Raw genomic sequence first — 13,110 nt, forward strand, 5'->3', positions numbered from 1 at the left:
CGGGGCCGCCCGACCGGCATGCCGACGCTGGGCTCCCGTCCGACCGAGCACGAGGCGCGGGTGCGGTGCCTCGCCGCGGCTCCTGGCTCGGGTCTGGCGGGCGCGCCGCAGGCGCGCGGGAAGGAGCCGCGACGAGGTACCGCACCCGCGCCGTCACGCAGTGACGCGCCCCGAGCCGCCCCGCGCTGTCGCGAAGCGACGCGCAGTCCTGCCCCGGGACGGACCTACTTGGTGTCCTGCCTCGGGAACACGACCTTCTGCACCACGATGATCACCGACGCCGCAACGGGGATCGCCACGAGGGCCCCCAGCACGCCCGCGAGCGTGCCGCCCGCGACGGCCGCGATGACGACGACGGCGCCGGGCACGGACACGGCGCGGTTCATGATCCGCGGGCTGAGGACGTACGCCTCGACCTGCATGTAGACGAGGTAGTAGATCGCCGCGACGAGCGCCGTCACCGGCGAGGCGAGCAGGCAGGCGAGCGAGATGATGACGGCGCCCGAGATCGTCCCGACGAGCGGGATCAGTGAGCCGAGGAAGGCCACGCAGGCCAGCAGCGCCGGCACCGGGCCGCCGATGATCAGCAGCAGGATGAAGGTCAGCACGCCGTTGACCGCCGCGAGCGAGACCTGGCCCACGACGTAGCGGCCCACCGCGCCGGTGATCTCCTCGCCGACCTCGCGCGCCTTCGGGCGGTGGGAGGCGGGCGCGAAGCGGTAGGCGACCGACTTCATCGAGCGCAGCGAGGCGAGGAAGTAGAGGGTGAGGATCAGCACGATGATCGCGCCGGTCACGCCGCTCGCGATCCCGCTGCCGACGGCGAGGATGCCGCCGCCGAGCGAGAGCAGGTTGTTCGGGTTGCCGATGAAGCTCTGCACGTTGCCGATGAGCGAGTCGACGTCGACGACGCCGCTGAGCTGCCGCTCCAGGTCGAGCACCCACGGCTGCGAGGCGATATCGGAGACGATCCGGGGAGCGCTCGTCACGAAGATGGTGAGCTGCTCGATCAGGATCGGGATGATGTAGAGGAGCAGCCCGGCGAAGATCAGCAGCACCGAGGCCAGCACGATCGTGATCGCCAGTGCGCGCGGGATCCTCTTGCTCTCCAGCCAGGAGACGAGCGGGTCGAGGCCGAGGGCGAAGAACAGGGCGACGAAGACGTAGGTCAGCACCGTGCTCAGCGAGACGACCAGTCCGCCGACCACGAGGGCGACGAGCACGCCGAGACCGCCGAAGAGGCCGATCCGGAACGAGCGGATGGTGAACTGCGGTCGCTCCGGATCGCTCGACACCACGATGTCGGGTTCGGCAGCGGGCTGGGCCGGCGCGGCGGCACGCCGGCGGGAGCGGGCGAAGGCGCGCGGGGTGATCATGCGTCGAGCGTAGCGGGGCCCGGACGGCCGCCCGCGCCGCGGGAGAAGGCTTGACGGACGGGCGCCGGAGAGGCTGCCGGCGGCCCGCTCAGTGCTCGGGATCGTGCTCGTCGACGGCGGCGTCGTCGCGGTGCAGCTCGGCGTGCCGGTCCCACTCGGCGAGCAGCTGCTCGATGGCCGCGTGGAAGCGGGCGGTCGCGGCTCCGGGGCTCGTGTCGCCGAAGTAGTGGGCGACCCAGCGCTCGAGGCGCTCGACCGCCGCCTCGTCGTGCGCGACGCTCTCGAGCCGGGGGACGATCGCGGCCGCGTCCTCGGCGCGCAGCCACTCCGCATCGCCCAGGTAGCCGGACTCGTCGACCTCGGCCAGCGGGCTGGTCGGCCGGGTGACCAGCAGCGGGCGGCCGGTCGCGAGCCGGTCGTAGACCATGGCCGAGACGTCCAGCACCGCGATGTCGGCGGTGAGCTGCCAGCCGAGCTCGGCGGAGGTGTCGTGCACATGCCGGGCCGCCGGATCCGCCGCGTTCGCCGCCGCGATCAGCGCGACGATCTCACGGTCGGCCGCCCCGTAGGCCGGGTCCACGGCGCCGCTGCGCGGGTGCGGCCGGTAGACCAGGCGGTAGCGGGGGTCGGCCAGCAGGGCGCGGGTGAGCGCGACGCCGTGGGTGCGGATCGAGCCGTAGCCGGCGGCGGGGCGGTCGCCCTCCCAGGTGGGGGCGTAGAGCACGGCGCGGCGCTCGTCCGCGGGGTACGGGGTGCGGCCGGAGACGTGGTCGGCCTGCGGGCGGCCGATGGCGAGGGCGCGCTTGTCGAAGTCGAAGTCCCAGAGCACGCGGCGCAGGCGCGCGAGCGCGGCGTCGCCGGCGATGAAGCTGTAGTCGTAGGCCTTGAACTGGTTGGTCGTCATGTACATCTTGTCGCTCTCGCCGTGATTGACGAAGACGTGCCAGCGGCGCCCGTAGCGCATCATCTGGAAGTTGCGCGCGTTCTGGTTGACGTACAGGACGATCCGCAGCGGCTGCTCGTCGATGGCGGTCTCGAGGTCGGCGACGGAGCGCACGTGCGCGACCGGGAGGGGGCTCTCGCGCAGCAGCGCCCGAGTGGCGGTGGCGTTCCGGGAGAGGAGGACGACCGGATGGGTCTTCGCTAGCTCCTGCAGCGGCGCGTACCACTGGCGCAGCTGGTAGAGGTTGATGTCGCCGTCGGCGAAGTAGACGCCGATCTCGAAGACGCCGGGTGTCAGCGGCGCGCGGTCCGCGAGCTCGCGGGCGACGTCGCGGCGGGCCCGCCGCGCGGTCAGCAGGTCGCCGGCCACTCCGCGCGCCAGCGTCGCGTCCCGGAGCAGGCGGGAGAGGACGGCGCGGGGTGCGAGTGTCATCGCTCCAGGCTACAAGCCGGGGTTCAGCATGCCGATCGAGCAGCCGGAGCGGTGTCCAGCATGCTGATCGTGCAGCCCGCGCAGCGGCCACCATGCTGATCGAGTAGTCCGCGCAGCGGGCGTATCGAGATCCACCGTGGCCTGGAAGGTCGGCTCTGCAGACCGGAGTCCGTGCGACCGTGGGTCTCGATACGCCCCTGCGGGGCTACTCGACCAGCATGTGGTGGGCCCCTGCAGGGCTGCTCGACCAGCAGATGGCTGGGGCTCTGCGCTCTACTCGTCCGGCGAGGTGGACGCCGGCGTCACGCGCAGCCAGACGAACTGCAGGGGGGCGAGGCGGAAGCCCTCGCGGAGGTCGACGGCGATCTCGGTGACCAGGTCGACCGCCTTGGGGGCGAAGCCGCCGAAGCGCTCCGGCGCGACCTCCTGCGACTCGTCGGAGACGTTTGCCAGGACGAGCACGGCCTCGCCGTCGCCGGGGCGCTGGTAGCCGAGCACGTGGTCGTTCACCGCGTCGAAGACCGTGAGCGCGTTCCCCGCGAAGAGGTCGGTCCGCTTGCGCACCGCGATCAGGTGCAGGAGCCCGCCGAAGATCTCGGCCGCGTCGGCCCCCGGGGTCTCGCGCTCGGCGTAGCGCTCCGCGGGCCGCCGCGGGCGGTTCACCCAGCGGGAGTCGCCCGCGGTGCTCGGATCGTCCAGATAGCCGTGGTCGTTCAGCTGTCCCACCTCGTCGCCGAGGTAGAGCAGCGGCAGACCGCCGGTGCTGAGGGCGAGCGAGTGCGCGAGCAGCATCCGGTCGATCCCGTAGGGGTCGCCCGCCTCGACGCCTGCGAGCGAGGCCGTCGTCCCGGACACTCGCCGGTCGCCGGTGCGCGGGTTCTCCTGGAACGGCACGCCGCGCGCGAACGTCCCCTCGAATCGGTCGGTGTAGAAGTCGTTGAGGAAGCGCCGGTGCCCGGCCGCGTCGATGCCGAGCTCGGCGGCGTCCTCGTCGGCGAAGGTCCAGCCGATGTCGTCGTGCCCGCGGACATAGTTGACCCACGCCGTCCCGGCCGGCAGCGCGTGCCGCCGCTCGAGAGCCTGGGCGAGCAGCCGGACGTCGCGCGTCGCGAGCGCCTCCCACGTCAGCGCCATCTGCAGCGGGTTGTAGGAGAGCTGGCACTCCTCGAGGTCGATGTACTCGATCACCTCGTCGGGGTGCACGATCGCCTCGGACTTGAACAGCAGCGACGGAGCGGCGAGCCGGCAGACCTCGTTGAACGCGCGGAGCAGCACGTGCGCCTCGGGCTGGGACTCGCAGGTGGTGCCGAGCTCCTTCCAGATGAAGGCGACCGCGTCCATCCGCAGCGCGTCGACGCCCTGGTTGGCGAGGAAGAGCATCTCGCCGGCCATCGCGCGGAAGACCTCGGGGTTCGAGTAGTTGAGGTCCCACTGGTAGCGGTGGAAGGTCGCCCACACCCAGCGGCCGTCCTCGAGCTGCACGAAGGAGCCGGGGTGGTCGTCGGGGAAGATCTCGCGGGTGGTGCGCTCGAAGGCGTCCGGCTGCTCGCGGTCGGGGTAGATCCAGTAGTAGTCCTCGTAGCGCTGCTCGCCCGCGAGCGCCTTCCGCGCCCACTCGTGCTCGTTCGAGGTGTGGTTGAAGACGAAGTCGACGACGAGCGCGATGCCGTGCTCGCGCAGCTCGCCCGTGAGCAGGCGCAGGTCGTCCATGTCGCCGAGGTCCGGGCGCACGCGGCGGTAGCTGGACACCGCGTAGCCGCCGTCGGACTCCCCCTCCGGAGCGTCGAAGACCGGCATCAGGTGCAGGTAGTTCAGCCCGATCTGGCGGAAGTAGGGGATCTCGGCGCGCAGCCCCGCGAGGTCGCCGGCGAAGCGGTCGACGTAGCAGACTCCGCCGAGGGCCTTGTTGGAGAGGAACCAGTCCGGGTGCTGCCCGCGGGCACGATCGAGCGCGCGCAGATCCTCCGGGCGCTCCTGCCAGGAGGTCGCGGCGAGCTCGACCAGGGCGACGATCTGCTCGACGAGGTCGTCGCGATGCGCGTAGACCGCGGCGAGCAGGTCGACCAGCCGCGGGAGGCGGGCGTCCAGGCGCGACTGGAACTCCGGATCGGCGACTGGTCCGCCGAGGGCGTCCACGCGGGAGCGCACGTCCGCGATCAGGTCGTCGGGGGTGGGCACCGGCTCGTCCAGCACTGCACCGGGCAGAGCTGTCGAGGGGAGTTGCGTCGAATCGAACACCGTCGTCCTTCCGAGGGGCGTCCGCCCGGCGGGGGGCGGATTCCCCGATGCTAGACGATCGGGGGACGCCCGGCGACCGTCATGCGCAGCAGCGTCCGGCCTGCCAGAATGCGGCGCTCCCCGGGGTCGGCGGTCCAGCCCTCGCGCCAGCCGGCGAACCAGGACCGGAGCGCCGGACGGTCGTTCCGCCAGCGGAGGCACTGGATCGCGGTCCACGAGCCGACGTAGGCGAGCGCGAGCGGAGCCGGCAGCGAGCGGCGGGCGAGCCACACCCGGTTGCGGGCGTTCAGCCGGTAGTAGTCGGCGTGCCGGGTCGGCTGGATCACCGGGTGCTGGGCGACGAGCTCGCCCGCGTACCAGGTGCTGCGCCCGGTGTCCCAGACCCGCCAGGCCAGCTCGATGCCCTCGTGCGCGTAGAAGAAGGGAGCGGCCCAGCCGCCGGTCCGCTCGAAGACGTCGCGGCGCAGCACCACCGCGCCCTCCCAGACCGAGAAGACGGGTCCGGAGCGGCGCGGGTCGCCCTTGAGGATGCGCGGGGTCCAGCGCCGGGGCGCGGGTGCGCCGTCGACGCTGTCGACGCGCGGCTGCACCATGCCGATCCGGCGCGGCGAGGCGAGCAGCGCGATCGCGTCGCGGAGGAAGCTCGGCGACGGCACGCGCGCGTCGTCGTCGAGGAAGAACAGGTACTCCCCCGCGACGGCCGGCACGCCGGCGTTGCGGCCGGCCGGGATGCCGAGGTTCTCCGGGAGGGCGAGCGCTCGGACGCCCTCGGGCAGTCCCTCGGGCACCCATCCGTTGCCGACGCAGACGACGTCGAGCTCGACGCCCTCCTGGGCGAGGACGCTCGCGAGCCCGGCCGCGAGGTCGTCGGGGCGCGTGCCCTGGGTCAGGACGACGACGCCGACGCGCGGCAGCCCGCCCGGCTCAGGACCGGACACGCTTGGACGCCATGATCGCGACGAAGTGGCCGACGAGCGCGAGGAGCGCGAGCGGCAGCAGCGCCGAGACCAGCACGCGGTCTGCCGTGCCGGCGCCCACCACCAGCCCGACCAGGCTCGCGGCGAAGGCCAGCATGGTCAGCTCGACCGAGTGGTACAGCCGGTGGAACGGCACGAACCGCGCGGCACGGCGCAGGCGCGCGAGAGCGGAGGAGGACGGCGTCGCCTCCCCCTTCGTGTCGGCGAGCTTCGTCAGCCCGGCGTTCGCCCGGGCGACGTGCACCATGTCGTTGAGCGCCTTGTTCAGCACGATCACGAGCGCGAGCGCGAGGCCGATCGAGGTCCAGAGGAAGTCCTCGGGGGCGTCGAAGGGGATCCCGGCGGCGCGGAGTCCGAGCGCGATCGGGATCAGCGACTCGGTCGTGTAGTGGCCGACCTTGTCGAGGAAGACGCCGGCGGGCGACGAGGTGCGGCGCCAGCGCGCGACCTCGCCGTCGCAGCAGTCGACGAGCATCTGCAGCTGGCCGAGGATCAGCGCGAGGGCGGCGCCGGCGATCCCGGGGATCAGCAGCGCCGCGGCCGCGCTCCAGCCCACGAGGATCATCAGCCCGGTCACGCCGTTGGCCGAGATCGACGTGCGCAGCAGCTGCATGGTCAGGTATGGCGAGAAGCGGCGCAGGTAGAGCGACGCCGTCCAGTGCTCGGCGTTGCGCCGCCCGCGGACCTCGGGCGGCTGGGCGACCGCGCGGAGCTCGGCGATCGATCGCGGTCTGGCGGTGCTGGTCATGCGTCCCTCGCGGAGTCGGCGGCGGAGTCGGCCGCGGGGTGGTGGCGGTGCGCCGCGATGTTGCTGGTGAGGCCCGCGAAACCGAGCACGAAGCCGGTGCCCCAGGCCACGTGGATGGCGGGGATCACGACGAGGAACCACAGCATCGTGCGCGGTCCGTCGACGCGGGCGACGGCGATCGTGGCCGTCGCTACGAGGGCGAGGTAGCCGACCGGGACGACGAGCCCGAGCAGGAGCCACGGCGCGGCGCCGAGCAGCGCCTGCAGCACTCCGGCGACCCCGGCGAGCAGGCCGAGGGCGAGCAGCGCCACGAGGACGGGCGGTGCGAAGTAGCGGACGGAGCGCGAGGCCGGGAACAGCCGGGTCAGCTCGCCCCGCCACATCCCCGTGGAGAGGAACTGCCGCAGCAGCGCCCGCATCGACGGCCGGGGCCGGTAGGTGACGGTGAGCCGCGGGGTGAACCAGACCAGGCCGCCCGCCTCGCGCAGCCGGCGGTTGAGCTCCCAGTCCTGGCCGCGCTTGAAGCGCTCGTCGAAGAGACCGGCGCGCTCGAGGGCGGAGCGGCGGAAGACGCCGAGGTAGACGGTGTCGGCCGGGCCCTCCTCGCCGCCGACGTGGTGCGGGGTGCCGCCGAGGCCGATCCGCGAGCCGTACGCGCGGGCGACGGCGCGCTGGAACGGCGTCAGCCCCTCGGCCGCCATCACTCCGCCGACGTTCCCGGCTCCCGAGCGCTGCAGCGCCTCGACGGCGATCCGCGCGTACTCGGGCGGCAGGACGGAGTGCGCGTCGACGCGGACGACGACGGGGTGCCGCGAGGCGCGGATGGCGGCGTTCAGTCCGGCCGGCGTCGAGCCGACGGGATTCGCCACGACGCGGATCCGCTCGTCGGCCGCGCTGAGCTCGGCGACGAGCCGCTCGGTGCCGTCGATGCTGGGCGCGAGCGCGAGGACGACGTCGAAGGGCCCGGTGTAGTCCTGAGCCAGCAGGGAGTCGACCGCCGCCCGCACGTGGGTGACCTCGTTCAGCACGGGCATCACGTAGGAGACGCCGGGCAGATCGGGGAGGTCGTCCGTCGGGGTCTCGGGCTGCATGGGTCCAGTTCGTGAGGCGGGGCCGGGCGTCCTGGCCGGACGCGGGCGCCCCACACTACCAGCGGGCCGCGCACCGCCCCGCGGACGCGGAGCAGCCCCCGGGGACGGATCCCCGGGGGCTGCCGCTCACTGCGGAAGGAGTCAGCTGGTGGCCATGGTGCCGAGCGTGACGTCGACCTCGAAGGTCTTGCCGCTGCGCACGTAGGTCAGCTTCACGTCGGCGTTCGCGGCCTGCGCGCGCACCTGGGCGGTGAGGTCCGAGGCGCTCGTGATCGGCGTCCCGGCCACTCCGGTGACGATGTCGCCCGCGGCCAGGCCGGCGGCCTGCGCGGCACCGCCGCTGGTCACCTCCTGGATCTTCGCGCCGAGGACGTCCTGGGTGGAGTCCGAGACGCTCGCGCCGAGCAGGCCGTGGGTGGCGGAGCCGTTCGCGATGATCTCCTTCGCGACGCGCTCGGCGATGGCACTCGGGATCGCGAAGCCGACGCCGATGTTGCCGGACTGCCCGCTCGAGCTCGAGGACTGCCCCGCGCTCGCGATCGCCACGTTGACGCCGATCAGCTCGCCGTCGCTGTCGAGCAGCGCGCCGCCCGAGTTGCCGGGGTTGATCGCTGCGTCCGTCTGGATGACGGGCAGCGAGATGGTGCTGGTCGCCGGCGTCTGCTGGGTCTGGCCGGGGATGTCGAAGTTGAACGGGCTCTCGGTGCTGCCGCTCGAGCTGTCGCCCGAGTCGTCGGGGGCGGCGGAGGAGGCGACCTGGATGCTCCGGTTGAGCGCGCTCACGATGCCGTCGGTGACGGTGCCGGAGAGGCCCAGCGGCGCGCCGATCGCGACGGCGGTGTCGCCGACGTTGACCTCGGTCGAGTCGGCGAAGGTCATCGGGACCAGGTCGGTCGCGTCGGCCAGCTTGATGACGGCGAGATCGAGTGTCGGGTCGGTGCCGACGATGGTCGCGGTGAAGATGCGGCCGTCCTGCGTGGTCACGGTGACCGCGCCGTCCGAGATCTGGCCGTCGAGGGTGACGACGTGGGTGTTGGTGAGGACGTAGCCGTCCTTCGAGAGCACGATGCCCGAGCCGGTGCCGGACGAGGAGCTGCCGGCGACGGCGATCGTCACGACGCTCGGCGTGGCCTTGGCGGCGACGGCGGTCGCGGTGGTCGCGTCCTCGGCGTTGTTCACCGTGATGGTCTGCGAGCCGCTCGAGGAGACGACGCGGGTGCCGGCTCCGTTGGAGGCGGACCAGAGGCCGAAGACGCCGGCTCCGGCGACTCCGCCGACGACCGCGCCGATGGCGAGGGCCGCGACGACGCCGACACCGGCGCGGCGCTTGGTCGCGGTGGGCGGCCCGACCGGGGGCTGGCCGCCGCCGAACGAGCCCTGCTCGCCGACGGGCGGCTGCTCGGTGCTCTGCACGGTGTGCGCGGCGGGAGGGGCGAACTGGCCGTAGCGCGGGGTCGGCGGGACCGGCTGTGCCTGGTTCCCCTCCGCCGCGTTCGAAGTGTAGGACGGGAGGGGCTCGGTGGGCCCGGTGGACGACGACGGCTCTCCGGTGCCCAGCGGGGTGGTGGGCTGTCCGGGGGTGTGCTCGCCGGAGATGGGCTGGTTCGCCTCGTGGCGGCGATCCTCCGGCGTGCGGGGATCCTCCGGCTGACGAGGACCGTCGTGACTCTCGGTCATGGGTGGTGCTCCTTCCAAGCGGGGATAGCTTGACCAGAGAACCTGTGCGTTCCTTATGACGCGCCTGCGAGCGGCACGCCAATGCCCGCCGGCGCGCCCGAGGGGGCTCCAGCCGCCAGACTGGCGGGGTGAGCATCCACGGATCCTGGACCCGCGCCGCCGCCGGCGCCGGTCTTCTCGGCCCGAGCGGCGAGGTCGCCGCCACCGTCTTCAGCGAGATGAGCGCGCTCGCCGCGCGGACCGGGGCGATCAACCTCGGTCAGGGCTTCCCGGACGAGGACGGACCGCAGGAGGTGCTCGAGGCGGCGCGCGCGGCGATCTCCGCGGGCCTCAACCAGTACCCGCCGGGGCCGGGCTTCCCGGTGCTCCGTGAGGCCGTCTCCGCGCACCAGCGCCGCTTCTACGGGCTGGAGGTCGACCCGGACGGCGAGGTGCTGATCACGACCGGCGCCACGGAGGCGCTCGCGGCGACGCTGCTCGCGCTCCTCGAGCCCGGTGACGAGGTCGTCACCTTCACTCCGCACTACGACGCCTACGGCGCGCTGATCGCCCTGGCCGGCGGTGTGCACCGCACGGTCCCGCTGCGGGGAACCGACTTCCACGTCGACCACGAGGAGCTGACGGCCGCCGTCACCGACCGCACCCGCGTCATCCTCGTCAACGACCCGCACAACCCGACCGGCTCCGTGCTGCCCGCCGAGACCCGGGAGCTGATCGTGCGGCTCGCGCACCGGCACGACGCGCTGATCGTCACCGACGAGGTCTACGAGCACCTGCGCTTCGACGGCGGCCACAGGCCGATCACGACGCTGCCCGGCGCCCGGGAGCGCACGCTCACCGTCTCCTCCGCGGGCAAGACCTTCAGCACCACCGGCTGGAAGATCGGCTGGATCACCGGGCCGCGCGCGCTGATCACCGCGGTGCTCGCGGTGAAGCAGTTCCTCACCTACGTCAGCGGGTCGCCGTTCCAGGGGGCGGTCGCCGTCGGCCTCGGGCTGCCCGACTCCTTCTTCACCGGCATCGCGGCGACGCTGGAGCGCAAGCGCGACGTGCTCTCCGCCGGACTCGCGGCGGCCGGCTTCACCGTGTCGCCGTCGGCGGGGTCGTACTTCGTCGTCGCGGATGCGGCTCCGCTCGGCTGGGACGACGGGGTCGCCTTCTGCCGGGCGCTGCCCGGGCTCGCCGGAGTGGTGGCGGTGCCGGTCTCGGCGTTCTGCAGCGCCGAGGACGCGGACGCCTACCGCTCCCTGGTGCGATTCGCGTTCTGCAAGCGCTTCGAGGTGCTCGACAGCGCGGCCGAGCGGCTAGCGGGACTCGCGCGCCGCGGCTGACCGGCGGCCGGCCCGGACGGGGCGGACCTCGAAGCGCCGCAGCGCGAGCGCGGGGTTCTTCTCGCGCGCCGCGGCGATGCGCTCCTGCGAGAGCCAGGCGACCGCGACGTCCTCGACCTCGCCGAGCGTCGCGATCTCGACGCCCATCGGGTCGACGATCATGCTCGTCCCGACACCGATCGGCGGGGTCTGATCCGCGGCGACGAGGTAGATCGTGTTCTCCAGCGCACGGGCGGTGACCAGGGTGCGCCAGTGCGCCTCCTTGAGTGGGCCGCGGACCCACTCGGCGGGGGCCGCGACCACGTCGGCGCCCGCGTCGACGAGCCAGCGGGTCACCTCCGGGAAGCGCAGGTCGTAGCAGGTCTGCAGGCCGACGACGAGGCCGCCCACCTCGAAGGTCTGCGGCACGCCGATCTCGCCGGGCGCGACCCAGTCGGACTCGGTCTGGCCGAAGGCGTCGTAGAGGTGCAGCTTGCGGTAGGTGGCGACGACCGCTCCCCCGGGCTCGACCGCGACGAGGGTGTTGGCGATCCGCTCGCCGTCGTCGACGGACTCGACCATGCCCGCCACCAGGTGGACGCCGAGCTCGCGCGCGATCTCGCCGAGTCCCTGGACGAACGGGCCGTCGAGCGCCTCGCCCGCGGCGACGAGCTCGGGGCCGAGCGGGTCGACGAAGAACGAGCTGTACTCGGGCAGGACCACGACGCTCGCGCCGCGCTGAGCGGCGACGCCGGCGAGGCGGCGGATCACCGCGAGGTTCGCCGCCCGGTCGTCGGTCGGAGCGAACTGCGCGACGGCGAAGCCGACGGCCGCCGCACTCACGGGCTGGGCGGCCTTGCGCGTGGAGGCTCTGCGCTGCGCCGCCATCAGCTCGGCGGGTAGAGGAAGAGCGGGACGCTCGAGGCCGGGATCGTCCGCGCGTGGTACGCGTGGTCGTTGCCCCAGTTGTACTCCTCGAGCGAGACGGTGCCGTCGCCGTTCACGGACTGCACGTAGGCGACGTGGTTGCCGTTGAACCAGGCGACGGCGCCGGGGACGGGCGTCGTGCTGGTCTCCCAGCCGTGCGAGGCCCACTGGCCGGCCCAGGCATAGGCGCTGCCGCCGCCGGGGGTCAGGTTGCCCCAGGTCCACTTGAACGGGGCGCCGGTGGAGCCCTGGTCGCGGTTCAGGCGCCAGGCGACGAAGTCGACGCACTCGCGGTAGTAGTAGCGCAGCGGCGAGAGGCCGCCGCCCTGATCGTCGGTCAGCGCGTCGCGCCAGGGGTAGTCGTCGCCCTCCTCGCGGGGAGTGACGGAGCTGCTGGTGCCGCCCGAGCGGCTCGTCGCGGCAGCGCCCGTGGACGTGCCGGAGGCCTCCTCGGCGGCGGCCGCGGCGGCTGCCGCTGCGGCATCGGCGGCGGCCTTCTCCGCGGCGGCGGCGAGGGCACGCGCCTGCGCGGCGGCCTCGTCGAGCTGCGCCTGGGTGGGGGCGGTGAAGGAGTCGCGGATGACCTGCTCCTGCACGGCGGTCGACGCGACCGTGAGCTTCTGGTTGCCGAGCGCCTGGATGCGGGCGGCGGCCTCGATCGCGGCCTGCGAGTCGGGCGCGGGGTCGAAGGAGTAGGCGGGCAGGGCCATCACGGCGACCATGCCGGCGATCGCGGCGGCCGCGACCGTGCTGACCGTGGTGCGGAGGACTCGGCCACGGCGGCGGCGGACGGGCGCCACCGTCGCGAGGACGGGTGTGCGCACCGCGACGGGGGCGACGGGCACCGGCCGGGTGCGGGGGGTCGGACGCTGAGCCTGTGCGGCGGATTCGGCGTCCCGCCGGCTCCGACGGGTGAGGTGGATCCCCTCGCTCGGGGACCCGTCCCGGGTCGCTCCTGCGGTCTCGTCCACCTGTTCGTCGCTCACACCAGCACCCTTCGCATCCCGGACGAGGATAGCGTGCACCCCGGCCCGACACACCGAGCGACTCGGGGCACCCACCGAGCGGGCCCCTCCTGCTGATCGAGTAGCCCGCGAAGCGGGCCCTCATGCTGATCGAGTAGCCCGCGAAGCGGGCGTATCAAGATCCACCGGCGTCAGAACGATGAGTCCGCAGACCCGCCCTGCTGGGGACGGTGGGTCTCGATACGCCCCTGCGGGGCTGCTCGACCAACATGCAGGGCGCCGCCACGGCGTACCCCCGGGCAGAGCGGCCCGCGATGCGGACCCTTCATATGGAGCAGCGCGCGGAGCGGGTCCTCCACGAAGAGCAGTCCGCGAAGCGGGTCCTCCACGAAGAACAGCCCGCGGGACGGGTCCTCCGTGCAGCAT

10 protein-coding genes are annotated in these 13,110 nt (G+C 73.2%); 1 reads left to right on the top strand and 9 read right to left on the bottom strand.

What is annotated here, in order from left to right:
- Positions 1-224 precede the first annotated feature (224 nt).
- From EDF36_RS18070 to EDF36_RS18100, 7 genes are all read right to left on the bottom strand, one after another.
- Positions 225-1,376: an AI-2E family transporter gene (locus EDF36_RS18070; protein WP_123734048.1), complete on the bottom strand. Its 1,152-nt coding sequence runs from the start codon at positions 1,374-1,376 to the stop codon at positions 225-227.
- Positions 1,377-1,464: 88 nt separating this feature from the next.
- Complete coding sequence (locus tag EDF36_RS18075; protein WP_260300779.1) at positions 1,465-2,751, bottom strand: hypothetical protein; 1,287 nt, start codon at positions 2,749-2,751, stop codon at positions 1,465-1,467.
- A 273-nt stretch (positions 2,752-3,024) separates the two neighbouring features.
- A complete protein-coding gene (locus EDF36_RS18080; RefSeq protein WP_260300791.1) occupies positions 3,025-4,899 on the bottom strand; it encodes an amylosucrase in 1,875 nt (624 codons plus the stop codon).
- A gap of 140 nt (positions 4,900-5,039) precedes the next feature.
- Positions 5,040-5,927 (bottom strand): glycosyltransferase family 2 protein, encoded by an 888-nt coding sequence (locus EDF36_RS18085; RefSeq protein WP_123734049.1) that lies wholly within the window; start codon positions 5,925-5,927, stop codon positions 5,040-5,042.
- Positions 5,914-6,714: a CDP-alcohol phosphatidyltransferase family protein gene (locus EDF36_RS18090; protein WP_123447568.1), complete on the bottom strand. Its 801-nt coding sequence runs from the start codon at positions 6,712-6,714 to the stop codon at positions 5,914-5,916. Before EDF36_RS18090 ends, EDF36_RS18085 begins: the two co-directional genes overlap by 14 nt.
- Positions 6,711-7,805 (bottom strand): glycosyltransferase family 2 protein, encoded by a 1,095-nt coding sequence (locus EDF36_RS18095; RefSeq protein ID WP_123734050.1) that lies wholly within the window; start codon positions 7,803-7,805, stop codon positions 6,711-6,713. Before EDF36_RS18095 ends, EDF36_RS18090 begins: the two co-directional genes overlap by 4 nt.
- Positions 7,806-7,946: 141 nt before the next feature.
- Positions 7,947-9,482, bottom strand: a complete 1,536-nt coding sequence (locus EDF36_RS18100; protein ID WP_123734051.1) for a S1C family serine protease — start codon at positions 9,480-9,482, stop codon at positions 7,947-7,949.
- Between the two features lie 128 nt (positions 9,483-9,610).
- Here EDF36_RS18100 and EDF36_RS18105 point away from each other — a divergent pair, with 128 nt between their 5' ends.
- Positions 9,611-10,813, top strand: coding sequence for an aminotransferase class I/II-fold pyridoxal phosphate-dependent enzyme (locus EDF36_RS18105; RefSeq protein WP_123734052.1), 1,203 nt, complete (start codon positions 9,611-9,613; stop codon positions 10,811-10,813).
- On the opposite strand, the gene EDF36_RS18110 is transcribed toward EDF36_RS18105, so the two are convergent.
- Both EDF36_RS18110 and EDF36_RS18115 read right to left on the bottom strand, forming a co-directional pair.
- On the bottom strand, positions 10,787-11,680 hold the full coding sequence (locus tag EDF36_RS18110; protein ID WP_123734053.1) for a carbon-nitrogen hydrolase family protein: 894 nt from the start codon (positions 11,678-11,680) through the stop codon (positions 10,787-10,789). The genes EDF36_RS18105 and EDF36_RS18110 overlap by 27 nt on opposite strands.
- On the bottom strand, positions 11,680-12,705 hold the full coding sequence (locus EDF36_RS18115; RefSeq protein ID WP_148060091.1) for a CHAP domain-containing protein: 1,026 nt from the start codon (positions 12,703-12,705) through the stop codon (positions 11,680-11,682). The genes EDF36_RS18110 and EDF36_RS18115 overlap by 1 nt, the downstream gene beginning before the upstream one ends.
- Positions 12,706-13,110: the final 405 nt, after the last annotated feature.

Origin of the sequence: Rathayibacter sp. PhB152 (assembly GCF_003751395.1) — a bacterium.
GTDB lineage: Bacteria > Actinomycetota > Actinomycetes > Actinomycetales > Microbacteriaceae > Rathayibacter > Rathayibacter festucae.